Annotated in this window: 20 protein-coding genes; 9 read left to right on the top strand and 11 right to left on the bottom strand. The window is 38.3% G+C overall.

Annotated features, from left to right (window positions below):
- The first annotated feature begins 3 nt into the window (after nt 1-3).
- Nucleotides 4-1,197, top strand: coding sequence for an acetate/propionate family kinase (locus FJ651_RS02455; RefSeq protein WP_140988807.1), 1,194 nt, complete (start codon nt 4-6; stop codon nt 1,195-1,197).
- Between the two features lie 195 nt (nt 1,198-1,392).
- Here FJ651_RS02455 and FJ651_RS02450 read toward each other — a convergent pair whose 3' ends face one another.
- Both FJ651_RS02450 and FJ651_RS02445 read right to left on the bottom strand, forming a co-directional pair.
- Nucleotides 1,393-1,773: a hypothetical protein gene (locus FJ651_RS02450; RefSeq protein WP_216746061.1), complete on the bottom strand. Its 381-nt coding sequence runs from the start codon at nt 1,771-1,773 to the stop codon at nt 1,393-1,395.
- A gap of 97 nt (nt 1,774-1,870) precedes the next feature.
- Nucleotides 1,871-3,109, bottom strand: coding sequence for a 3-deoxy-D-manno-octulosonic acid transferase (locus tag FJ651_RS02445; protein WP_246085292.1), 1,239 nt, complete (start codon nt 3,107-3,109; stop codon nt 1,871-1,873).
- 121 nt (nt 3,110-3,230) lie between these two features.
- Here FJ651_RS02445 and FJ651_RS02440 point away from each other — a divergent pair, with 121 nt between their 5' ends.
- The 3 genes from FJ651_RS02440 to FJ651_RS02430 all read left to right on the top strand — a co-directional run bounded on the left by FJ651_RS02440 (nt 3,231) and on the right by FJ651_RS02430 (nt 5,867).
- Nucleotides 3,231-4,391 (top strand): DegT/DnrJ/EryC1/StrS family aminotransferase, encoded by a 1,161-nt coding sequence (locus FJ651_RS02440; RefSeq protein WP_140988805.1) that lies wholly within the window; start codon nt 3,231-3,233, stop codon nt 4,389-4,391.
- The gene (gene galE / locus FJ651_RS02435; RefSeq protein WP_140988804.1) at nt 4,391-5,413 is read left to right on the top strand and encodes a UDP-glucose 4-epimerase GalE; all 1,023 of its coding nucleotides are present in this window, start codon (nt 4,391-4,393) and stop codon (nt 5,411-5,413) included. Before FJ651_RS02440 ends, galE begins: the two co-directional genes overlap by 1 nt.
- Nucleotides 5,414-5,675: 262 nt before the next feature.
- The gene (locus FJ651_RS02430; protein ID WP_140988803.1) at nt 5,676-5,867 is read left to right on the top strand and encodes a hypothetical protein; all 192 of its coding nucleotides are present in this window, start codon (nt 5,676-5,678) and stop codon (nt 5,865-5,867) included.
- Here FJ651_RS02430 and lspA read toward each other — a convergent pair whose 3' ends face one another.
- From lspA to FJ651_RS02410, 4 genes are all read right to left on the bottom strand, one after another.
- Nucleotides 5,868-6,374: a signal peptidase II gene (gene lspA / locus FJ651_RS02425; RefSeq protein WP_140988802.1), complete on the bottom strand. Its 507-nt coding sequence runs from the start codon at nt 6,372-6,374 to the stop codon at nt 5,868-5,870.
- Nucleotides 6,375-6,383: 9 nt separating this feature from the next.
- On the bottom strand, nt 6,384-7,271 hold the full coding sequence (fabD, locus tag FJ651_RS02420; protein WP_140988801.1) for an ACP S-malonyltransferase: 888 nt from the start codon (nt 7,269-7,271) through the stop codon (nt 6,384-6,386).
- Between the two features lie 245 nt (nt 7,272-7,516).
- On the bottom strand, nt 7,517-9,076 hold the full coding sequence (locus tag FJ651_RS02415) for an NAD(P)/FAD-dependent oxidoreductase (RefSeq protein ID WP_140988800.1): 1,560 nt from the start codon (nt 9,074-9,076) through the stop codon (nt 7,517-7,519).
- 2 nt (nt 9,077-9,078) lie between these two features.
- Nucleotides 9,079-9,966 carry a dihydrofolate reductase gene (locus FJ651_RS02410; protein WP_140988799.1) on the bottom strand — a complete coding sequence of 296 codons (888 nt, stop codon included), beginning with the start codon at nt 9,964-9,966 and terminating at the stop codon, nt 9,079-9,081.
- Nucleotides 9,967-10,251: 285 nt separating this feature from the next.
- On the opposite strand from FJ651_RS02410, the gene FJ651_RS02405 reads away from it, so the two are divergent.
- Entirely contained in the window at nt 10,252-10,548 is a 297-nt protein-coding gene (locus FJ651_RS02405) for an isoamylase early set domain-containing protein (protein ID WP_140988798.1), read from the top strand.
- Nucleotides 10,549-10,614: 66 nt separating this feature from the next.
- Here the strand turns inward: FJ651_RS02405 and FJ651_RS02400 are convergent, their stop codons facing one another.
- From FJ651_RS02400 to FJ651_RS02380, 5 genes are all read right to left on the bottom strand, one after another.
- Nucleotides 10,615-11,439, bottom strand: a complete 825-nt coding sequence (locus FJ651_RS02400) for a thymidylate synthase (RefSeq protein WP_140988797.1) — start codon at nt 11,437-11,439, stop codon at nt 10,615-10,617.
- Nucleotides 11,440-11,716: 277 nt separating this feature from the next.
- On the bottom strand, nt 11,717-13,474 hold the full coding sequence (locus FJ651_RS02395; RefSeq protein WP_140988796.1) for a nucleoside transporter C-terminal domain-containing protein: 1,758 nt from the start codon (nt 13,472-13,474) through the stop codon (nt 11,717-11,719).
- A gap of 7 nt (nt 13,475-13,481) precedes the next feature.
- Complete coding sequence (locus FJ651_RS02390) at nt 13,482-14,090, bottom strand: bifunctional nuclease family protein (RefSeq protein ID WP_140988795.1); 609 nt, start codon at nt 14,088-14,090, stop codon at nt 13,482-13,484.
- 145 nt (nt 14,091-14,235) lie between these two features.
- The gene (locus FJ651_RS02385; protein WP_140988794.1) at nt 14,236-15,198 is read right to left on the bottom strand and encodes an electron transfer flavoprotein subunit alpha/FixB family protein; all 963 of its coding nucleotides are present in this window, start codon (nt 15,196-15,198) and stop codon (nt 14,236-14,238) included.
- 34 nt (nt 15,199-15,232) lie between these two features.
- On the bottom strand, nt 15,233-15,979 hold the full coding sequence (locus FJ651_RS02380; protein ID WP_140988793.1) for an electron transfer flavoprotein subunit beta/FixA family protein: 747 nt from the start codon (nt 15,977-15,979) through the stop codon (nt 15,233-15,235).
- 237 nt (nt 15,980-16,216) lie between these two features.
- On the opposite strand from FJ651_RS02380, the gene FJ651_RS02375 reads away from it, so the two are divergent.
- The 4 genes from FJ651_RS02375 to FJ651_RS02360 all read left to right on the top strand — a co-directional run bounded on the left by FJ651_RS02375 (nt 16,217) and on the right by FJ651_RS02360 (nt 22,818).
- Nucleotides 16,217-17,194, top strand: a complete 978-nt coding sequence (locus tag FJ651_RS02375; RefSeq protein WP_140988792.1) for a pyruvate dehydrogenase complex E1 component subunit beta — start codon at nt 16,217-16,219, stop codon at nt 17,192-17,194.
- A 60-nt stretch (nt 17,195-17,254) separates the two neighbouring features.
- Nucleotides 17,255-19,756, top strand: coding sequence for a DUF5686 and carboxypeptidase-like regulatory domain-containing protein (locus FJ651_RS02370; RefSeq protein ID WP_140988791.1), 2,502 nt, complete (start codon nt 17,255-17,257; stop codon nt 19,754-19,756).
- A gap of 41 nt (nt 19,757-19,797) precedes the next feature.
- Nucleotides 19,798-20,322, top strand: coding sequence for an inorganic diphosphatase (locus FJ651_RS02365; protein WP_140988790.1), 525 nt, complete (start codon nt 19,798-19,800; stop codon nt 20,320-20,322).
- Nucleotides 20,323-20,430: 108 nt separating this feature from the next.
- Nucleotides 20,431-22,818, top strand: coding sequence for a sodium-translocating pyrophosphatase (locus tag FJ651_RS02360; protein WP_140988789.1), 2,388 nt, complete (start codon nt 20,431-20,433; stop codon nt 22,816-22,818).
- Nucleotides 22,819-22,866 lie beyond the last annotated feature (48 nt).

Here is a 22,866-nt window from a genome sequence, read left to right as displayed (position 1 = left end):
TTTATGAATATTTTAGTGCTCAATTCAGGAAGTTCTTCCATCAAGTTTCAATTAATTCAAATGCCCTCAGAAGTACTGGTATGCAGCGGTATCGTAGAGCGAATTGGCGAAAAAGATGCTGTTCTTAATTATAAAACCAAAGAAATCAACATTAAAAAATCATCTTATATTAAAACCTATAATGAGGGTTTGCAGAAAATTATAGATTTATTACAAAATTCCCAAAACGGTGTGATTCATGATACCAGCGAAATCAATGTCGTGGGACACCGCGTTGTTCATGGAGGAAATTCATTTTCAGATACTGCTTTGATTACTGCAGAAGTCAAACAGGAAATTAAAAATTTTTCGAGCCTGGCACCATTACATAACCCTAATAATCTTGAAGGAATTTTGGTGGCAGAACAGCTTTTTCCTCAGGCTGCACAAGTTGCTGTTTTCGACACGGCATTTCATCAAACCATTCCACAGAAAGCCAAACAGTATGCCATTCCTAAACATTTAACAGCTGAACACGGTATTCAATTGTACGGTTTTCACGGTACCAGTCATAAATATGTAACAGAAAAAGCTATAGAATACTTAGGGTTAGCAACATCAAAAATCATTTCTGTTCACTTGGGGAACGGCTGCAGCATTACTGCCAGTAAAAATGGTAAAAGTGTAGACCATAGTTTGGGGTTTTCACCTTCTAATGGTTTAATTATGGGTACCAGAAGTGGCGATATTGATCATGCCATAATTTTTTATTTGGTTGAAAATTTAGGATACTCACTTACCGAAGTCAATAATTTACTCACCAAAAAGAGTGGTATGCTTGGTTTAACCGGATACAGCGATTTAAGAGATATTCAAGCAAAAGCCGAAGAAGGCAACACAGATTGTAAGTTGGCTTTGGCAATGAATGCCTATAGAATTAAAAAATACATTGGTGCCTATACAGCAGCCCTGAACGGGTTAGATGCGTTAATTTTTACAGCCGGTATTGGTGAAAACTCTAGTTTGATGAGGCAACTGGTGTGTGATGATATGGAGGTGTTTGGCATAAAATTAGACGCAACTAAAAATGAAACCAAATCGGCCATACTCCGAGAAATCAACAGCGATTCTTCTAGGGCGAAAATATTTGTAATACCTACTAATGAAGAATTGGAGATTGCCAAGCAGGCATTTAGATTGGTTACATCTTCTATTTAGATTTAGTTATAGGATGTATTAACAGGTTCTTTAGATCTGACATCATTGCTTAATGTCAATCTTAAAACACTATAGCAACAAAATTCTTATTTGTTCTTAATAAAAGACCTCACAGGTTTTTGAAACCTGTGAGGTCTTAAGAGATATAAAAAAAGCCTGAAAAATCAGGCTTTTAACATTTTACGTCAAAATGAATTAGTTCTGTTTCACTTTGTCTGCTGCTTTCTTCATAGCATCAGTACCGGTTTTTTCAGCATCTTCAACTGCTTTGTTGGCGGCGTCTTTTGCATCTTTAACAGCACCGTCAATCGCTTCTTTAGCATCCTCAACAGCGCCATCTACAGCATCTTTTGCTTCTTCGGCAGCATCTTCTGCACTTTCCATGGCGTCGTTAGCGGCGTCGCTAGCATCATCCATAGCATCATTAGCAGCATCTGTTGCATCCTCAATGGCATCGCCCGTAGCGTCGATAGCATCTTCAACAGCATCTTCTGTTTTGTCTTTAGTGTCTCTGCATGAAGTTAAGGTAACCGTTAAGGCCATTAACATGATTAAGCTTAATACTAATTTCTTCATTTTTATAGTTTTAGTGTTAATTGATAACTACGAAATTAAGAACTTAATTTTAAAAAACCATGAAAAAATTTATATTTATTTTAACACAATTAGGGTACTACAATTCAATAATGCCAATAATTTTTGACACGACACCCGAATTTAGGTTAACAAAGTTCGCGTTTTTCTGACCTTTATCTCGTCGCGCAATATCATTCGTAATAAGGTCTTCTAGTTCAGCGGCTAATGATTTATAGTTGTCAATACTTATTACACCGCCATTTTTGATCATGGCTTTGGCTTCAGGAAATTTTGCAAAGTTCTTTCCAATAATAATGGGTATCCCAAATACAGCCGGTTCAAGTATATTATGTAATCCTGTTTTTCCCATGGCGCCGCCCACATAAGCAATATCTCCAAAGTTGTATAAATTACGCAACAGACCAATTTTGTTAACGATCATTACTTTCATCTCAACACAGTTGTCTGAATCTGCTTCAGAAAACACAATGGTTGGTACTTTTAATAAGTTTTTTATGTGATTGATATGTGATGTATTAACATTATGTGGCACGAAAATAAACTTCACATCGTGTTTGGTTTGATTGATATATCGAGACAAAATAATTTCATCTTCGGGCCATGAACTACCAATAACTATGCAAAGCTTTCCGTTGATGAATTCATTGATATGCGCAACCGGTTTCGAAGTAGCTTTGTTTTGTAAAACTCGATCAAATCTGGTATCGCCGGCAACAGTTGTGTTTTGAATGCCTTTGTTTTCCAGTAAAATTTGCGAGTTGACATTTTGAACAAAAATGTGATGAAAAGCTGTTAAAGCTTTTCTAAATAAACCGCCATACCATTTAAAGAAAATTTGTTGGTCTCTAAACAAGGCCGAAATTAAAATGGCTTTATAATGTCTGTTTTTTATTTCAAAAAGGTAATTAATCCAAATTTCATACTTAACAAATACAATTAGTTCGGGATGTACCAGGTCTAAAAACTTTTTAGCATTGCTTTTACTGTCTGTTGGTAAATAAACTACAACGTCGGCAATTTCGGCGTTTTGTTTAATTTCATAACCCGAAGGTGAAAAAAAGCTAAGTACAACCTTGTGGTCCGGCCGTTTCTGTTTCAACGCTTCAAAAACCGGTAAGCCCTGTTCGTATTCGCCTAATGAAGCACAATGAAACCAGAAAACCTTATCTTGAACCGTTATATGTTGCGCCAAACGCTCAAATGTTTGCTTTCGGCCAACATAACCTTGTCTTAACTTTAAATCAAATCGCGACCCGATTTTTAAAATCACTTCTAAAAGCGCAATAACTATGTTATAAAATGTGTGCAAACTCAATTTATTTGTGCTAAAATACAGTTCTTTTCTTAAACTTGAATTAGTGTTAGCGGGCTAAATTTTGTATTTTCGCTTGGCGTACCAAACCGTTGTGATGGTGCGTAAATTTCAAATTGTTTTTATGAGAAAAATTCAAATGGTTGACCTGCAGCGTCAATATGAGCCAATTAAAGCCGAAGTAGATGCGTCCATCCAGGAAGTAATTGATTCAGCAATGTTTATAAACGGACCAAAAGTTCATGAGTTTCAAAAAAATCTGGAAAATTACCTTAATGTGAAGCATGTAATCCCTTGTGCCAATGGTACCGATGCGCTTCAAATTGCCATTATGGGACTTGGTTTGGAGCAAGGCGATGAGGTGATTACAGCCGATTTCACCTTCGCGGCAACCGTTGAGGTGATTGCGCTGCTAAAACTTACACCGGTTTTGGTTGATGTAGATCCGGTTAATTTTAATATCGATATTGAAGCTTTAAAAAGGGCCATTACACCCAAAACCAAAGCTATTGTACCTGTTCACTTGTTTGGTCTGGTGGCTAATATGGAAGATGTGATGGAACTTGCCAAAGAACATAATTTATACGTCATCGAAGATAATGCTCAGGCCATAGGCGCTAATTATACTTTTAAAGATGGCAGCAAAGTAAAAGCCGGCGTGATTGGCGATGTTGGTTGTACCTCATTTTTTCCTTCAAAGAATTTAGGATGTTATGGTGATGGCGGTGCCATTTTTACCAATAACGACGAATTGGCGCATACCATTCGCGGTATTGTTAATCACGGTATGTATGTGCGTTATCATCACGATGTGGTGGGTGTTAACTCGAGATTGGATGCTATACAGGCAGCGGTTTTAGATGCCAAATTACCCAATTTAGATGCGTATAACAACGCCAGAAGAAATGCAGCCAGAAAATATAACGACGCATTTAAAAATCACCCAAATATTATCACACCAACAGGATTATCAACTTGCGATGGTATTTGCAGCACTTGCGACTGCCATGTGTTTCATCAATATACTTTGAAGATTGTCAATGCCGACAGAGATGCACTGGCACAACATTTAGCTGAAAAGGGTATTCCTCATGGTATTTATTACCCAATTCCGTTACACAGACAAAAGGCTTACGCAGACGAACGTTATAACGAAGCCGACTTTGAAGTAACAAACCAATTGTCTGACGAAGTTATTTCGTTGCCCATGCACACCGAATTAGACGATGACCAAATTCAATTCATTACTAATACAGTTATCAATTTTTTAAATCAGAATAATTAATGCAAATAGTTGTTACCGGCGGACTCGGTTTTATAGGTTCTCATACCGTAGTTGAATTGCAAAACGAAGGTTTTGAAGTTATTATCATAGATAATTTATCTAACTCTTCGATAGATGTTTTAGATGGTATTACCGAAATATCTGGCAAGAAACCAATTTTTGAGAAGTTCGATTTAAGAGAAAAACCAAAAGTTCAAGATTTTTTTAAACGTTATCCAAATATAAAGGGCATCATACATTTTGCAGCCAGTAAAGCGGTGGGCGAAAGTGTTCAGGAACCCTTGCTTTATTACGAAAACAACATCAGTACATTGGTGTATTTGCTTCAAGAGTTGCGCCAATTGGCCGATGCTAATTTTATTTTTAGTTCTTCGTGTACCGTATATGGCCAAGCCGATGCATTGCCAATTTCAGAAAATGCACCGGTAAAACCAGCCGAATCTCCTTACGGAAACACCAAACAAATTGGAGAAGAAATCATTAAGGATTTGTGTAAAATTGATCTAAAATTTAAAGCCATTGCCTTGAGATATTTCAATCCTATTGGTGCGCATCCAAGTGCGAAAATTGGCGAGTTACCTCTTGGTGTACCTCAAAATTTGGTGCCGTTTATTACCCAAACTGCTGCCGGCTTACGTGAAAAACTGTCTGTTTTTGGAGACGATTATCCTACCGAAGATGGTACCTGTATTAGAGATTACATTCATGTGGTTGATCTTGCGAAAGCGCATGTGGTGGCATTGCAAAGATTACTTCAACACAAAAATAAATCTAATTGTGAGATTTTTAACTTAGGCACCGGTAAAGGCAGCTCTGTTTTAGAGGTCGTACAATCTTTTGAGCGCGTTACGGGTCAAAAATTAAATTATCAAATTGTAGGTAGAAGAGAAGGCGATGTCATTGCGGCATATGCCGAAACCACCAAAGCTAATGAAGATTTAGGGTGGAGAGCCGAGCTGTCATTAGATGAAGCCATGGCTTCTGCCTGGGAGTGGGAAAAACAAATTAGAAATATTAAATAATTATCTATTGAAATAGTTATTTCAATCTGGAATTAATATTTTTTCGTATCCGTACATTTTGACACATTCATCTGGTTTTCTTGGATGGTGTGGGCTTTATTGCTACCGACTGGTTCATTCAAAAATGCGGGTGAATGCTTCGCTTTAGATGTTTATAAAATATATTAAATATCATAAAATCAATTTAATATACTTTCATATTTGCCATTCCGTCATATAAACCTTACCTTTGTATTCAATGATAATGGAAAAAATGAGTGTTATGAAGCTAATAAGCGTTAAACGTAAAACGGTAGTTGAAGACCGTTACACACCAAAAATGGGTAAACTACAAACCCGCGTTACTTACATCAAAAGAAAGGTATTGAACATTCCGGTTCAAACAATTCACAAATACAGGGAAACCTACTACGGCGAGGTTAAAGATTGCGTCGATTGCAATTTGCAGCGTTAATTAGTTGTTGCTTACTTCCTCCTTTTTGGGCTTTATAAAGAAACTTGCATAAAGCAGAATAATCATTCCGGTGGTTACAGACATATCGGCTACATTAAAGATGCCGGTTCTAAACACGCCTCCAAAATCTAAGTGCAGAAAGTCGGTTACTTTTCCATAAACAATTCGGTCGTAAACGTTGGCAATCCCGCCACCAACAATACAGCAAAAGGCGATCAGGCTTAATTTGTCAAGTTCTTTATTTTTGACGATAAAGTAAATCACGTAACCTAATACCAGCACCGGGAGTATTAATAAAAAAATCAACTTCATGGTATCATTCATGTCGCTACCCATGCCTAAAAAAGCACCTTTATTTTCTACATGGTATAGCTGAAATACATCGCCAATCACATCGATGACTTCGCCTTTTTGTATATAAACTCTTGCTATGGCTTTTGAAATTTGGTCTAAAGCAATATTGATAATGATGAGTACAATTATAAAAGCATTTCTCGATAACTTCATTTGATAGATTTATGGGTTAAGTTGAGCGGCTGAGGTAATGGCGTCTCGGTTAATTTTTTTAACGAGTCCTTGCAAAACATTACCGGGACCAACTTCTATAAATTCTGAAGCACCATCGGCAATCATTTGGTTAACCGATTGCGTCCATTTTACCGGTGCCGTGAGTTGGGAAATTAAATTTTGTTTAATATCGGCTTCATTATTGACGGCCGCTGCCGTTACATTTTGATAGATGGGACAAATGGGTTTGCTAAATTGCGTGTTTTCAATAGCGTTAGCAAGTTCTTCCCTTGCCGGCTCCATTAAAGGAGAATGGAATGCGCCACCAACGGGCAACACCAAGGCACGTCTGGCACCGGCGGCTTTTAAGGCTTCGCATGCGTTATTAACGGCATCTATGTCTCCTGAAATTACTAACTGGCCCGGACAATTATAATTGGCTGCCACTACCACACCGGCGGTTTCTGCACAAATATTTTCAACTATGTCATCTTCTAAGCCTAAAACAGCAGCCATGGTACTTGGTTGTAATTCGCAGGCTTTTTGCATAGCCAAAGCACGCTTAAAAACCAATTGTAAACCATCTTCAAAGCTTAAAGTTTTATTGGCCACTAGGGCTGAAAATTCACCCAATGAATGACCCGCAACCATATCCGGTTTAAAATGATCACCTAAGGTTTTGGCTAAAATAACCGAATGTAAAAATATAGCAGGTTGTGTTACCTTGGTTTGTTTTAAATCTTCGGCAGTGCCTTCAAACATAATGTCGGTAATGCGAAAACCTAAAATATCGTTGGCTTGCTCAAATAATTGTTTGGCGAGTGCTGATTGGTTGTAAAGGTCTAATCCCATGCCCGTAAATTGTGCGCCTTGACCGGGAAATATATATGCATTCATAATTAATTTCTGTTATGGCGACAAAAATAGGAATTATTTTATTAGAACTTGATATAGTTGAAATTCTTGGTTTAGGCTATGGGTTTTAATCTTTGAGCCGTTAGTGACTACTGCGTTAGGGATAGTAGTGGAAATCCTTTTGATGAGGTACGAGTCAAAAGATTGAAACGAATAGCCCGACGCATTTATGCACAATAAAGGTGCATAAATGGGTAACGCCCAAATATTTTATTGACTTTGGCTTGTTACATGCCAGCAATCGCAGCCTCAGCGCAGCGTTCACCATCCATAGCTGCCGAAACAATACCGCCGGCATAACCACCACCTTCGCCACAAGGAAATAAATTGTTGATTTGCGGATGGGCAAAATGTTCGTTTCTTGGTACAGTAACCGGTGACGAGGTTCGAGATTCAACACCAACAATATTAGCTTCCTCAGTGTAATAGCCACGCATTTTTTGGCCAAAAGCCATAAAACCTGTGCGCAAACGACTTCCTATAATTTTTGGCAATAACGAGTGTAAGGGTGCCGATTTTAAACCGGGTTGGTAGGATGTGTCGTTTAAGGTAGACGACAATTTGCCTTCAACAAAATCGGTAAGGCGTTGCGCGGGAGCTGTCTGGGTTCGTCCACCCGAGGTAAAAGCCAACTTTTCCAGATCCTTTTGATATTCTAAACCTTTCAAAGCACCAAAATGTTCGTATTTGTATAAATCTTTATCGGCATTAATTTCAACCACAATACCGGAGTTGGCATACAAATTATTTCGTTTGGAAGGCGACATCCCGTTAACTACAACCTCGCCATGAGCCGTGGCTGCCGGAACTATAAAACCACCAGGACACATGCAAAACGAATACACACCGCGATCATTTACCTGCTGAACCAAACTGTAAGCTGCTGCCGGTAGCAAGTCGTCTCGTTTGCCGGAGCAATGGTACTGAATGCTGTCTATAATATGCTGCGGATGTTCTACGCGAACACCCATGGCGAAAGATTTTGCTTGCAAGGCAATAGCCTTCTTTTGAAGTAAATAAAAAATATCGCGCGCCGAGTGTCCTGTTGCCAAAATCACGCGCTGTACAGGAATCTCATCACCATTATGAAGGTGTACGCTAACTATCTGATTGTTTTTAAGAGTGAAGTCGGTTACTCGTGTTTCAAAATGAATGTCGCCACCATATTTTAGGATGGTTTCACGAATATTCTGCACCACCTTTGGTAATTTGTTGGTGCCAATATGTGGATGTGCATCTACCAATATCTGGTCGGTAGCACCATGATAGACCAAATTTTCAAAAATTCGTCGTACATCACCACGTTTTAAGCTGCGTGTGTAAAGTTTGCCATCGCTGTAAGTACCGGCGCCACCTTCGCCAAAGCAATAGTTTGAATCGTTATTGACAATATGGTCTTGATTGATAGCGCGAATATCGCGACGACGGTCTCGAACATTTTTACCTCGCTCTAAAACTACAGGTTTAAAACCCAGTTCTATACAGCGCAAGGCAGCGTACATACCGGCAGGTCCAAACCCAATGATATGAATGGGTTTGGCATTGGAAACGTCTTTGTAATCAAACTCATAGTCTGAGGACTCAGGTACAGGTTCGTTGATATAAACGGCCAACTTGTAATTTAAATAGATGGTTGATTTTCTGGCATCTATAGATTTTCTAAGCACTTTAATACCCGAAATTTGTTCGGGAGATATGCCTAAATTTTCAGCAGCTTTCTGGCTTAAAATATCAGCTTGTGTAGCTTCTTCATGCAAGGCTACACGCAGTTGAAGCTCTTTAACCATGTTTACTTTCTTTTATAAGTTATAAAAGAATAGGGGTAATCGTGGCGTTCATCAATTTCAAATTTCTGATTATTGACAATTTGCCATACGGCGGTATCTATTTCAGGAAAATAGGTGTCTGCATTTTCAAAGCGATGGTGTACTTTGGTAAGTTCGATAACATCGGCAAATTCCATGGCCTGTTTATAAATTTCACCACCACCAATAATATAGGGTCGGTCATCACTTTTTGCAGCATCAAGTGCATCGAGCAAATTATTTACTACAATAACGCCTTTTGGTACTTTGTAGTCTCTTTGTCTGCTTATTACAATGTGAGTTCTGTTAGGTAGTGGCTTTGGAAAACTTTCAAAGGTTTTTCTGCCCATAATAATATGATGCCCATTGGTAAGCGTTTTAAAACGCTTTAAATCTTCACTTAAATGCCAAATAAGTTGGTTGTCTTTTCCAATGGCGTTGTTTTCATCGGCTGCAGCAATAATAGTCACCGTTTGCGCTTTAAGAGTTGCTTTGAGTTGTAATGGTTGATCGGCTTCTACTTTTTTAGCAAGGGCTTCAATACGCGCTTTTTGCTTGGCTATTAAAATGGCTGTTTGTTCGTCTTCCCATTCTTTTCCCATAAAACGATTGGTGATAAAAACCGAAACGAGATGATATAACAACATGGCAACCCAAATTAAAATAGCGTAAATAACCCAATTATAACCAAAAAAGGTAAGGTTTTCACCAATTTTTAGGAGTTGCGATGCCACCACCAAAAAAATGGCTCCTATAACAAATACTACGGCATGAGCCTGAAGTCTTTTTTTCTGACGAATTCTGCGTTTGGCATTTTCGTATAAAGCCAAATCTTCTTTACTAATTTGTGGTTGTTTTTTTCTTCCGAACATGATAAAAAATAAGTAAGTAAAGTTACTTAATAATTACGAAAACGATGTAATGAGTTTTTGCTTTTTGAGATTTACAATTTTCGAAAACGATATAGTTGAAAATCAGGTATTAACATAATATTTTTTTATTGAAAAATATCCAGAAATGCACTTGTAAAAGTACGCTATTCGCGCAAATACTATTAAAAAATTGACATATTCGTAAATCTTCATCATCATTGTGTTAAGAATTACCAAGCTATATTTTTCTTTTATAATTTTGACCCAACATTAAACACTTAAATCATGGCAATTAGAAAACAGTATTTAAAAAGCAAGCCCGTGTGCAAAGTAACTTTTGCTATTGAAGCAGAAGAGGCTCAAAATGTATCGGTGGTAGGAAGCTTTAACGAGTGGAATACTGAAGCTACACAACTTACTAAATTAAAAAACGGCACTTTTAAAGGAACCGTTGATTTAGAAAAAGACAACTCTTATGAATTTAGATATGTTGTTGACGGTACTTACGTTAACGACGAGCAAGCTGATGCTTTTCAATGGAATGAATTTGCAGCAGCCGAAAATGGTGTACTAAATTTGTAATTAGTTATTTTGTTTTACTGAAAAAGCGCTACCCAATGGTAGCGCTTTTTTTGTTATCTCATCATATTAAACCGCAACGGTTCCTTTTATATGTGGATGCGGATTATAATCTACCAAAGTAAAATCTTCAAACTTAAAACTGAAAATATCTTTCACCTCTGCGTTTAATATCATTTTTGGTAATGGTCTGATGTCTCTGGATAACTGAAGTTCTAGTTGCTCATAGTGATTGCTGTAAATATGAGCATCGCCAAAGGTATGCACAAAATCGCCCGGTTGATAACCGCAAACCTGCGCCACCATCATGGTAAGTAAGGCGTATGATGCAATATTAAAAGGAACACCCAGAAAAATATCTGCACTGCGTTGGTATAACTGACAAGATAATTTACCGTTGGCTACATAAAATTGAAAAAAGGCATGACAAGGAGGTAAGGCCGCTTTGTCATTGGCTACATTTTCGGCAAAACTTTTGGAATTGTCGGGCAACACCGAAGGGTTCCATGCAGATACCAACATACGTCGGCTGTCTGGATTGTGCTTAAGGGTATGGATGACTTCTTTTATCTGATCAATGTCGTCGCTGTTCCAGTTGCGCCATTGATGTCCGTACACCGGTCCAAGATTGCCGTTGTCGTCTGCCCATTCATTCCAGATTCTTACACCGTTGTCTTGTAAATATTTAATATTAGTATCGCCGTTTAAAAACCATAACAACTCATAAATAATGGATTTTAAATGCAGTTTTTTGGTGGTAACCATAGGGAAACCTTCGCTTAAATCAAATCGCATTTGGTAGCCAAAAACGCTTTTGGTACCGGTGCCGGTTCTGTCTGATTTTTCGTGTCCGTGCTCTAACACGTATTTAACGAGATCGTGGTATTGTTTCATAACATTTCCCGCGAAAGCGGGAATCTCTTTTTAGTTATTGTAAAATTTCAGTTGTCATCAAAAATATCAAAAAGCAAAAAATATCAAACCTATTAGGCTTATAATTCTATTAAAAGTTATTAACTATCAATGCTGAAATGTGATGTGGCTATGGAGGTAATTTTCTCACAGATGGCACAGATGTGCACAGAACGTAATGAGCAAACAATTAGTGAGATGATGACAAAAAAATTCAAATTGATATTTCTAACGACGAGATTCCTGCGTTCGCAGGAATTTAACCTATGATCATTCCGGCAATGGTAGCCGATAATAGCGATGCAATGGTGCCTCCAATCAAGGCGCGCATTCCAAATTCAGAAAGCGTTTTTCTTTGTCCGGGTGCGAGTGAGCCAATACCGCCAATTTGTATACCAATCGAGGCAAAATTGGCAAATCCGCACAACATATAGGTGGCCATGATAATGGATTTTTCAAATTTTAAATGGGTAAGGCTGGCCACGTTTTTAAGTTCGGCTAATTGTATATAGCCTACAAATTCACTGGCTGCTAATTTAATGCCCAGAAGTTGCCCCATGAGCGCAATGTCTTCTTTGGCTACCCCAATGAGCCACATTAATGGTGCAAACATATAACCGAGAATGAATTCAAGCGACAAGCCGTCGTATTGGGTGTTGTTGGCAATCACTTCATTTAAAGACGTAAAATGCCAGCTGATGTTAAGTGCCTCAATGGTAAACCCGTTAAATCCGGCTACAAATCCTAAAATACCATTGATCATGGCAATAAATGCAAGAAAAACGAGTAACATGGCACCCACGTTGGCAGCTAATTTTAGACCTTCGGTGGTACCGTTGGCGATGGCATCCAGAATGTTTGAGCCAATTTTATCCTGGGTAATTTCAACTTCGGTATTGATTTTTGCCTGTTGCGGATACAATATTTTAGAAATCACAATGGCACCCGGTGCGGCCATGACCGAAGCCGTTAATAAGTGCTTGGCATAAAATAACTTTAATGCCTCATCTTCGCCGCCTAAAAACCCTATATAAGCGGCTAAAACCCCACCGGCTACGGTGGCCATACCGCCAATCATTACCAGTAAAATTTCAGATTTGGTCATTTTTTCCAGATAGGCCTTAATCATCAGCGGCGCTTCGGTTTGGCCTAAGAAAATATTGCCGGCTACACTTAAACTTTCAGCACCCGAAATTCCAAGGAGTTTGGTAAGTGCCAATGCCAAACCTTTTACTATTTTTTGAATAATTCCCAAATAAAACAACACCGATGTAAGTGCCGAAAAGAAGATAATGGTTGGTAACACCTGGAATAAAAATATAAATCCGTAGCTGTCAACGTTCATTAAATCTCCCAATAAAAAGGTACTACCGGCTACTGTAAAATCTAATATGGCAACAAATCCCTGACCTATAAACTCAAAGATGCTTTGTACAAAGGGTACTTTTAATACGCCAATGGCGAGCACCAGTTGGGCTAATAGGCCTAGTCCAACGGTTTTCCATTTAATAGCTTTTCGGTTGCTGCTTAAAAGAAAGGCTATGAAAATTAAAATAAACATTCCTAAAGCACCTCTTAACAAGCTGTTTAATGAAAACCCTTCACTTTTAACAATGCTATTTTCAGCCTCGAGCTTGGCAGCAAGGGCTTTGTTTTGTAAATAAGCCTGGTCTGTAAATTTGTATTGAATGCCGCGATCTTCAAAAACAAGGGTTGAATCGGTTAGTGTGGTGATTTTATACCGTCTTATCGTATCGTTAGGCTGATTATAGTAGAACACCAACAAATTATTCTGATGAAGGTAATCTCCTTTAGCCATTAAGTTGTCTTTAGCTTGTAGCGAATAGATAAATTCGCCGCTTTTTAAACTTAAGGTGTCTTGTTTTGAAATGGTGTAAAGTGGAAGATTGTCTAAATTTTCAATGCTACTAAATTGCCAGGTTTTTTCTATTTCTTGTGCTTGAAAATTTATGGTAGCAAGAACAAGTACAAGGAATAAAACCAATTGTTTTTTCATGCAGTAATTAACGTTTAGAAATTTCGTCTCTTATTTTAGCTGCTAATTCGTAATCTTCGTTTTGAACGGCCTCGCTAAGTAATTGATGAAGCTCTTCGAGAGATTTATTTTTGTAATTTTCATGAATGGCCGCATCTACTTCTTCGGCAATTAATTCGTCTACCAATATTTTATCCTCATTTTCGGTATCTGATTTCGGATTCACTTTAAGGTAAATACCCGCTTTATCCAATATGTTTTTATAGGTAAAAATTGGTGCCTGAAATCTTAAAGCCAATGCAATTGCATCACTGGTGCGCGCATCGATAATTTCTTCAATTTTATCACGCTCGCAAATCATACTGGAATAAAAGACGCCGTCAACCAACTTATGGATAATGACTTGTTTTACAACAATATCAAACCTGTCGGCAAAATTTTTAAATAAATCGTGTGTTAAGGGACGCGGTGGTCTGATTTCTTTTTCAAGAGCTATGGCAATAGATTGGGCTTCAAAAGCCCCAATAACTATAGGTAATTTTCTATCGCCATCAACTTCACTTAAAATGAGTGCATAGGCACCATTTTGTGTTTGGCTGTAAGAAATACCTTTAATATTTAGTTTAACTAAGCTCATAAATTAAAACGCAAATAACAGCTTAAATTTGGAAATTACCAAATGCCCAAACGTCAATTATTCAACATAAGCCTAAGCGACTCACTCACATTTGGATAAATGTTAAAGACAAATCCTTGACGTTTGGACCTACAATTTAAGAAAATTATGCGTTTTGAGCTTTAAATTCCTTTAATTTTTGTGTGAGTTTTGGTACCACTTCGAAAGCATCGCCAACAATCCCGTAGTCTGCAGCTTTAAAAAATGGTGCTTCAGGATCGGTATTGATCACCACCTTTACTTTTGAGGCGTTAATACCTGCCAAATGCTGAATGGCTCCTGAAATTCCAATGGCAATATACAAGTTGGTAGCTACGGGTTTACCCGTTTGCCCTACGTGTTCACTGTGAGGTCTCCAACCCAAATCTGATACCGGTTTAGAGCAAGCGGTTGCTGCTCCTAAAACTTCGGCGAGGTCTTCAATTAATCCCCAGTTTTCAGGCCCTTTTAATCCTCTACCGCCCGACACTACTACTTCTGCATCGGCAATGGTAACTTTATTGGCAGCCTTATCTACGCTTTTCACCGTGATGTTAGAAACAGGTAAATCAACGTTGAATTCTTCAACCTGCGCTGCAATAGGATTTTCAACCAAACCAAATGAGTTGTTAGACAAACCTATAATTTTGTTGTTGGTAGTTAACTCGGTATGCGCAAATGCTTTGTTGGTAAAAGCGGTTCTTTTTACCGTTAGTGGTGCGGTTGAAGTAGGTACAGCCACAACATTAGAGGCATATCCTGCATTTAATTTAACGGCTAAAACAGGTGCCAGGTATCTGCTATCGGCCGACGAACTCACTATCACTATTTGAGCAGTTTCGTGCTGAGCCGCTTGTGCAACAATGCTGGCGTAGGTATCTACATTAAAGTTCTCTATACTGCTGTTAGATACCTTAAGCACCTTCGTAACCCCGTAAGTTCCCAGCTGGTCTGCACCTTCTGCATTTACAGATATGGCGGTAACAGTGGTATTAAGTAAGTCGGCCACAGCCTTGGCATAAGATGCCACTTCAAAAGCCGCTTTTTTAAATTTTCCTTTTTCTGATTCGGTATATACTAAAACTGACATAGTTTTTTTGTTTTAATTTTAAAATATAAATTGTTTACAGCACTTTGGCCTCATTGTGTAATAAGTTAATAAGCTCATCTATGTTGTCGGCATCAATCAATTTAACAGCGCCTCGAGGAGCCGGTTTTTCAAATTTATTGGTAGCCGAAGCATTGTTCACATCAACAGGTTCTACTACTTTTAGAGGTTTTTGTCTGGCCATCATGATACCGCGCATGTTTGGTATTTTTAAATCGCTTTCTTCAACCAATCCTTTTTGTCCGCCAATTACCAGAGGTAATGTAGCAGTGACGGTTTCCTTACCACCGTCAATTTCTCTTACAGCAGTTGCGGTATTGCCTTCAATTTCAAGTCCAACACAATTGGTTACAAAAGCTTTACCTAGCATCGCGGCCATCATACCCGGTACCATACCGCCGTTGTAATCTATAGATTCGCGACCGGCAATAATTAAATCGTAGGCACCATCCTTAGCAACGCTGGCCAATTGTTGTGCTACGGCAAATCCATCGGTTGCGGGCATGTTAACTCTAATAGCACTATCAGCGCCAATAGCCAGAGCTTTTCTCAATGTTGGTTCTGTTTCGGGCCCGCCAACGTTTACTACATCTACGGTAGCACCTTGCTTTTCTTTAAACCACATGGCACGTGTTAAGCCAAACTCATCGTTAGGGTTAATTACAAATTGAACACCATTGGTGTCGAATTTGGTATCGCCTTCTGTAAAATTAATTTTTGAGGTGGTATCGGGTACGTGACTTATACATACTAGTATTTTCATAATAATAGAAATAGTTTATTGGAATGAATTTGAGCTGTCAAAATTAAGGATTAAATTTTAAATTTCCTATGCATGCATAATAAATTTTTTATAAAACCGCCTCTGTAAAGTTGAGCATATATTGCGAACTAAAGGAAATTTGCAATTAAGGTAGTTTTTGAAAAATTCTGAGTCACATTTTGTGAGGAATTATGATTCAGATTTTTTACTTTTGCGTTTCATTTTAAAACATGTTAAATGAGAACGATCCAATTTAGAGAAGCCATTTGTGAAGCCATGAGCGAAGAAATGCGAAGAGATGAAAGCATTTATTTGATGGGTGAAGAAGTTGCAGAATATAACGGTGCTTACAAGGCTTCTAAAGGAATGTTAGATGAATTTGGACCTAAACGCGTTATCGATACCCCAATTGCCGAACTTGGTTTTGCCGGTATAGCCATTGGTTCTACCATGACAGGCAACAGACCTATTGTAGAATACATGACTTTTAATTTCTCGTTGGTGGGGATTGATCAAATTATAAATAACGCTGCCAAAATCAGACAAATGTCTGGCGGTCAGTTTAAATGCCCCATAGTTTTTAGAGGTCCCACGGCTTCAGCCGGACAGCTGGCAGCTACGCACTCGCAGGCTTTTGAAAGCTGGTTTGCCAACACTCCCGGTTTAAAAGTAATTGTGCCTTCAAATCCTTACGATGCAAAAGGGCTTTTAAAATCGGCCATTAGAGATGATGATCCGGTAATTTTTATGGAAAGCGAGCAAATGTATGGTGATAAAGGCGAAGTGCCCGAAGGTGAATATACCATACCAATTGGCGTTGCCGAAATCAAACGTGAAGGTACCGATGTTACTATTGTATCTTTCGGAAAGATTATTAAAGAAGCCTACATCGCTGCCGAAGAATTGGAAAAAGAAGGTATTTCATGCGAAATCATAGATTTGAGAACGGTAAGACCAATGGATCACGATGCTATCCTGACTTCGGTAAAGAAAACCAACCGTTTGGTAATTCTTGAAGAGGCTTGGCCATTTGGAAACGTTGCTACCGAAATAACCTATCAGGTGCAATCTCAAATTTTTGATTACCTCGATGCGCCAATTATTAAAATTAATACTGCAGATACTCCGGCACCTTATTCTCCTGTGTTGCTGGAAGAATGGCTACCTAACAGCAAAGATGTTATTAAGGCTGTAAAAAAAGTGCTTTACAAATAAAGCAACTTTATTTTCGTTATTTATGCTTCATGTTTACGACCAATGTGAAGTCAGGTTTTTATGAAGTATTATCTACTTGGTTTATTATTGTTTCTACAACTTGCTGTTATTGCTCAAACTAAAGTGAGTGGTAATGTGTTTGATGTAAAAAATCAGTCTGTTGCCTACGCCAATGTGCTTTTTAAAAATTCTACCGAGGGAACCATTACTGATGAGAATGGTCGATTTTATCTGGAATCGCGCAATTCACATGATACTTTAGTCATTTCGTTTTTAGGATATAAGACTAAATTTATTCCTCTAAATTCAAAAGTAGTTTTTGATTTAATAGTAATTTTAGAAGAAGAAGCCAGTGCCTTGGGCGAGGTGTTTATCGTTACCGGTAAACAATCAAAAAAGAACAATCCGGCTATTGATATTTTAAGGAAAATCTGGGAGCGTAAACGTCAAAACGGTCTCAAACAATTCAAACAATACGAATACGACAAATACGAAAAAATTGAGTTCGACCTCAATACCATAGACAGTGCTTTGATGAAAAGCAAACTGTTTAAAGGTATGGAGTTTGTTTTTGAAGAGGTCGATACTTCTAATATTACCGGAAAAACATATTTACCCATTTTTTTAAATGAATCTTTTAAGCGCATTTACGGCGATAACAATCTTAAAAAAGAACGCGAAGAGCTTGTAGGCAATAAAAACTCGGGGTTTAGTAACAATCAGGTGATTATCGACTTTGTTGATGACTTGTATTCAGACTATGATATTTACGATAATTACTTGAAGTTCTTTGATAAGAGTTTTGTAAGTCCGTTATCCAAAACAGGTATCGATAATTACAATTATGTGTTATCAGACAGTGCTTTCATCGATAATAAATGGTGCTATAATATCATTTATTATCCGCGTCGCAAAAACGAACTTACCTTTAAAGGCGATTTTTGGGTGAATGACACCACCTACGCCATTAAGGAAATAAAACTTCAGGCTTCAAAAAGCGCTAACATTAACTGGGTTAAAGAAATTTATATAGAACAGGAATTTGAAGTTGTTAACGATTCCTTATTCTTACTTACAAGAGATTATTTCCTATCAGATTTCACCTTAAATAAGAAAGAGTCCTCTAAGGGTGTGTATGGAAAACGCACTACTTTATTTACGAATTATAAATTTGATGAGCCAAAAGAACCCAAGTTTTACGATGTTAAGGTTTTTAATTTTGATGAAGAAGTTTACAACCGCGACGATGATTTCTGGGAACAAAACAGATTAGAAGCCCTCAACAAAGACGAAGCCGGGATTTATAAAATGCTCGATACCTTAACCACCGTTAAAAAGTTTAGAACGCTTTATAACATTGGTAGTATTATGGCTTCGGGTTATGTTGAAATACCTTCGTTAAAGCTCGATTATGGCCCTATTTTTTCAACGTTTGGTTATAACGAAGTCGAAGGTCTTAGGCTGAGAACCGGCGGTAGAACCTATTTTGGTCCCAATGATTTGTGGCGTTTGGAAGGTTTTACGGCTTACGGTTTTAGAGACAACAAATTTAAGTATGGTATTTCGGCAAAATTCCTTTTAAATAAATACAACCGACTCATTGTTTTTGGTGGAAACAGGCGGGATGTTGAACAAATAGGGGCCAGTTTAACCAGTTCAACCGATGTATTGGGTCGCAGCCTGGCATCGTCGGCGGTGATAGGTACAGGTGCTAACGATAAGCTTACCAATATTAATTTATCTACCTTAGGTCTTGAAATTGAGCCGGTAAAAAATTTGGTGTTCTCTATGCAAGCCACTTATAGAACCCTCAGATCTGCATCACCAACTTTTAGTTTAGATTATGTAGACGATACGTCGCCAACCGGTGTGTCATCTGAAATTAATCAGTTTGAGAGCAGATTTTCCGTTAATTACTTTCCCGGTAGAAAAATGACAGGTTTTGGTGTTGAAAGAAAAACGGCTAACGACTATTTTGCCAGAATTTTAACCCAGATAAGTTTGGGAAATTCAGGTTTTTTGGATAGCGATTTCAACTATACCAAATTGCAAATGTCTTACGTGCAGCCCATACAGGTTGGCGGATTTGGAAGATTGGTAACCTCTTTAGAAGCCGGTAAAACCTTTGGCGATGTACCTTTGGGCTTGCTTAGTGTGGTACCGGGTAACCAAACCTACTTTTCAATTTACAACACATTTCCACAGTTAGACTTTTACGAATTTGTAACCGACACCTACACATCAGTGCATTTAGAACACAATTTTAACGGCAGGTTGTTTTCTCGAATACCGTTTCTAAAAAAATATAATTTACGCGCCATTGTAGGCTTGCGCGGCGTCTGGGGTGATCTTTCCGATGCCAACAGAGCCATCAGTACCACCGGAAATCCGGTTGAGTTTCCTTTAATTGCGCCAAACAATCAGGTTTACTACGAATACAGTTTTGGGGTAGCCAATATTTTTAAAATTCTGCGGTTAGACTTCAATTTCAGAGGTAATTATCTCGATGCACCCGGTGCCAGAAGATTTGGTGTTACAGGTAGCTTCGGATTCTATTTTTAACCTAATTAATTCAGTATCTTTGCACTCTAAATAATAATAAAATGACAAACGACACTCCAACCTTTGATGTTTTAATTGAAATACCAAAAGGCAGCCGTAATAAGTATGAATACGATTTTAAATTGAAGAAAATTAGATTCGACAGGATGTTATTCTCATCTATGATGTATCCGGCCGATTACGGTTTTATCCCTGAAACCTTAGCATTAGACGGCGATCCTTTAGATGTGTTAGTTCTTGGATCAGAACCTACTTTCCCGATGTGTGTAATGGAAGTGAAGCCAATAGGCGTTTTTCATATGACCGACGAAAAAGGTCCTGATGAAAAGATCATCTGTGTACCGATGTCCGACCCCATTTGGAATAATCTAAACGATTTATCTGAAATGAATCCGCATCTAATGAAAGAAATCGAGCACTTTTTTCAGGTTTACAAAGACTTGGAAAAGAAGAAAGTTGACGTTGGTGGCTGGGGAGATGTGAACGAAGCTGTGGAAATTTTACATGCTTGTGTTAAGCGCTACGTTGATAACGGTTTGAAGAAAACATCGGCTTTTTCAATTTAAACAACTGTAAAACAACAAAATAAAACCCTTTTTGCTACGGCAGAAAAGGGTTTTTCTATTATCATTCATTTTACTACTTTTGCCGAGCAATTAACAAATCAATTTTATATGGAATCTAATATAATTTTTCTGCCAATAGCCTTGGCAATCCTTGGACTAGTTTTTATGTACATCAAAATGACCTGGGTTAGGAAACAAAATCCCGGCAGCGAAAAAATGCAACAAATCTCAAAAGCTATTAAAGAAGGTGCATTGGCATTTTTGGATGCTGAATATAGAATTTTGGTTGTGTTTGTTATTGTTGCATCAGTCGCATTATTTGGAATTTCTTATATGGTTCCTGCAACCAGTTGGATGATTGTTCCTGCATTCGTTATTGGTGCATTCTTTTCAGCTTTGGCCGGTAATATAGGTATGAGAATTGCTACAGACGCAAATACTAGAACAGCAGAAGCTGCCAAAACAAGTCTGCCACAAGCCTTGAAGGTATCGTTTGGTGGTGGCACTGTGATGGGTCTTGGCGTTGCAGGTTTGGCCGTATTAGGTTTAAGTTTGTTGTTTTTGTTTTTTTTAGGTCAGTTCATGAGTCAGGACGGTAGTTTCTATGATAATATGACCATGGTATTGGAAGCCTTAGCAGGATTTTCTCTTGGTGCTGAATCAATCGCTCTATTTGCGCGTGTTGGTGGCGGTATCTATACCAAAGCAGCCGATGTTGGTGCGGATTTGGTGGGTAAAGTTGAAGCTGGTATTCCTGAGGATGATCCTAGAAACCCAGCTACCATTGCCGATAATGTTGGTGATAACGTAGGTGATGTTGCCGGTATGGGTGCCGATTTATTTGGTAGTTATGTGGCCACGGTTTTAGCAGCGATGGTGTTGGGTAATTACCTTATTAAAGATATGTCTGCTACCACACAATTTACAGACGCCTTTAATAATATGGGTCCGATTTTATTACCATTGGTGATTGCCGGTGTTGGCGTATTGGCCTCCATTTTAGGAACGTTTTTGGTGAATATAACAAGTAATGATGCTAGAGAACCGCAAGTTCAAAAAGCTTTAGATACAGGTAACTGGGCAGCTATCGGTTTAACATGGGTTGCCAGCTGGTTTTTAATTAAATGGATGTTACCAATGCAAATGGACATGACCTTTTTTGGTGAAGGGGTTAAATCTATTCCATCCAGACATGTATTTTATGCCGCTACCATTGGCTTGGCGGTTGGTGCGTTAATCTCAATGGTTACTGCTTATTACACCAGTTTGGGTAAAAAGCCGGTTTTAAATATTGTAAAAAATAGTTCAACCGGTGCTGCAACTAACATCATTGCCGGTTTGGCCGTTGGTATGAAATCTACCTTCGCATCGGTTATTTTGTTTGCTGCTGCTATTTTTGGTTCGTATACCTTAGCCGGTTTTTACGGCGTGGCACTGGCAGCCTCTGCTATGATGGCCACAACGGCTATGCAATTGGCCATTGATGCTTTTGGACCTATTGCCGATAATGCAGGTGGTGTTGCCGAAATGAGCGAACTAGATCCTGAAGTTAGAGAACGCACCGATATATTAGATTCTGTTGGTAATACCACAGCTGCAGTTGGTAAAGGTTTTGCTATTGCATCTGCGGCTTTAACGGCTCTGGCCTTATTCGCGGCTTATGTAACTTTTACAGGAATTGACGGTATAAACATTTTTAAAGCCGATGTATTAGCCATGCTATTTGTTGGTGGAATGATACCGGTGGTATTTTCAGCTTTGGCCATGCAATCGGTAGGTAAAGCTGCTATGGAGATGGTACAGGAGGTGAGAAGACAGTTTAGAGAAATCCCCGGAATTTTAGAAGGTACCGGAAAACCTGAATACGCCAAATGTGTGGATATTTCTACACAAGCCGCCTTAAGAGAAATGCTTTTACCCGGATTAATCACTATTATTACGCCTATTATTATCGGATTTTTATTTGGTGCTGAACCACTTGGTGGTTATATGGCCGGTGTTTGTGTTAGTGGTGTAATGTGGGCTATTTTTCAAAATAATGCCGGTGGTGCCTGGGATAATGCCAAAAAATCATTTGAAGCAGGCGTTGAAATCAACGGAAAAATGGAATACAAAGGAAGTGAGGCGCACAAAGCTGCCGTAACAGGTGATACGGTTGGTGATCCATTTAAAGATACATCAGGCCCTTCAATGAATATTTTAATCAAATTAACTTGTTTAGTAGGTTTGGTTATTGCGCCTATATTAGGTCATCATTCTGAAATAAATAGTGTGGCTGGCAATAATGTTGAAGTTGAAATGGTAGTTGAAAATGACTTTGCAAAAGCCACGGTTAATTATTCCGTTATTGAAGACGGTATTGTAAGCGATGAGATTAAAGAATTTGAAGGTACTGAAGCTGAGGTAAACGAGGCTATTAAGGTTTTTGAATCTACCCTGAAAATTGATGAAAACAGACAGGTAATCATCAACGAAGTGATTATTGAGAAAATATAACTTTAAATTTAAAGTAATAAAAAAACCCGCTTTTGCGGGTTTTTTTGT

It is taken from the genome of Paucihalobacter ruber (assembly GCF_006494535.1).
Classification (GTDB): Bacteria; Bacteroidota; Bacteroidia; order Flavobacteriales; family Flavobacteriaceae; genus Paucihalobacter; species Paucihalobacter ruber.
Note: the sequence above shows the minus strand (reverse complement) of the source record. Positions and strands in the feature narration are given on the sequence as shown.

Bases quoted from the DNA above. Each gene is read 5' to 3' on its own strand.
- FJ651_RS02455 (WP_140988807.1), top strand. From the start codon at position 4: ATGAATATTTTAGTGCTCAATTCAGGAAGTTCTTCCATCAAGTTTCAA.
- FJ651_RS02450 (WP_216746061.1), bottom strand. From the start codon at position 1,773: ATGAAGAAATTAGTATTAAGCTTAATCATGTTAATGGCCTTAACGGTT.
- FJ651_RS02440 (WP_140988805.1), top strand. From the start codon at position 3,231: ATGAGAAAAATTCAAATGGTTGACCTGCAGCGTCAATATGAGCCAATT.
- galE (WP_140988804.1), top strand. From the start codon at position 4,391: ATGCAAATAGTTGTTACCGGCGGACTCGGTTTTATAGGTTCTCATACC.
- FJ651_RS02430 (WP_140988803.1), top strand. From the start codon at position 5,676: ATGAAGCTAATAAGCGTTAAACGTAAAACGGTAGTTGAAGACCGTTAC.
- lspA (WP_140988802.1), bottom strand. From the start codon at position 6,374: ATGAAGTTATCGAGAAATGCTTTTATAATTGTACTCATCATTATCAAT.
- fabD (WP_140988801.1), bottom strand. From the start codon at position 7,271: ATGAATGCATATATATTTCCCGGTCAAGGCGCACAATTTACGGGCATG.
- FJ651_RS02415 (WP_140988800.1), bottom strand. From the start codon at position 9,076: ATGGTTAAAGAGCTTCAACTGCGTGTAGCCTTGCATGAAGAAGCTACA.
- FJ651_RS02410 (WP_140988799.1), bottom strand. From the start codon at position 9,966: ATGTTCGGAAGAAAAAAACAACCACAAATTAGTAAAGAAGATTTGGCT.
- FJ651_RS02405 (WP_140988798.1), top strand. From the start codon at position 10,252: ATGGCAATTAGAAAACAGTATTTAAAAAGCAAGCCCGTGTGCAAAGTA.
- FJ651_RS02400 (WP_140988797.1), bottom strand. From the start codon at position 11,439: ATGAAACAATACCACGATCTCGTTAAATACGTGTTAGAGCACGGACAC.
- FJ651_RS02395 (WP_140988796.1), bottom strand. From the start codon at position 13,474: ATGAAAAAACAATTGGTTTTATTCCTTGTACTTGTTCTTGCTACCATA.
- FJ651_RS02390 (WP_140988795.1), bottom strand. From the start codon at position 14,090: ATGAGCTTAGTTAAACTAAATATTAAAGGTATTTCTTACAGCCAAACA.
- FJ651_RS02385 (WP_140988794.1), bottom strand. From the start codon at position 15,198: ATGTCAGTTTTAGTATATACCGAATCAGAAAAAGGAAAATTTAAAAAA.
- FJ651_RS02380 (WP_140988793.1), bottom strand. From the start codon at position 15,979: ATGAAAATACTAGTATGTATAAGTCACGTACCCGATACCACCTCAAAA.
- FJ651_RS02375 (WP_140988792.1), top strand. From the start codon at position 16,217: ATGAGAACGATCCAATTTAGAGAAGCCATTTGTGAAGCCATGAGCGAA.
- FJ651_RS02370 (WP_140988791.1), top strand. From the start codon at position 17,255: ATGAAGTATTATCTACTTGGTTTATTATTGTTTCTACAACTTGCTGTT.
- FJ651_RS02365 (WP_140988790.1), top strand. From the start codon at position 19,798: ATGACAAACGACACTCCAACCTTTGATGTTTTAATTGAAATACCAAAA.
- FJ651_RS02360 (WP_140988789.1), top strand. From the start codon at position 20,431: ATGGAATCTAATATAATTTTTCTGCCAATAGCCTTGGCAATCCTTGGA.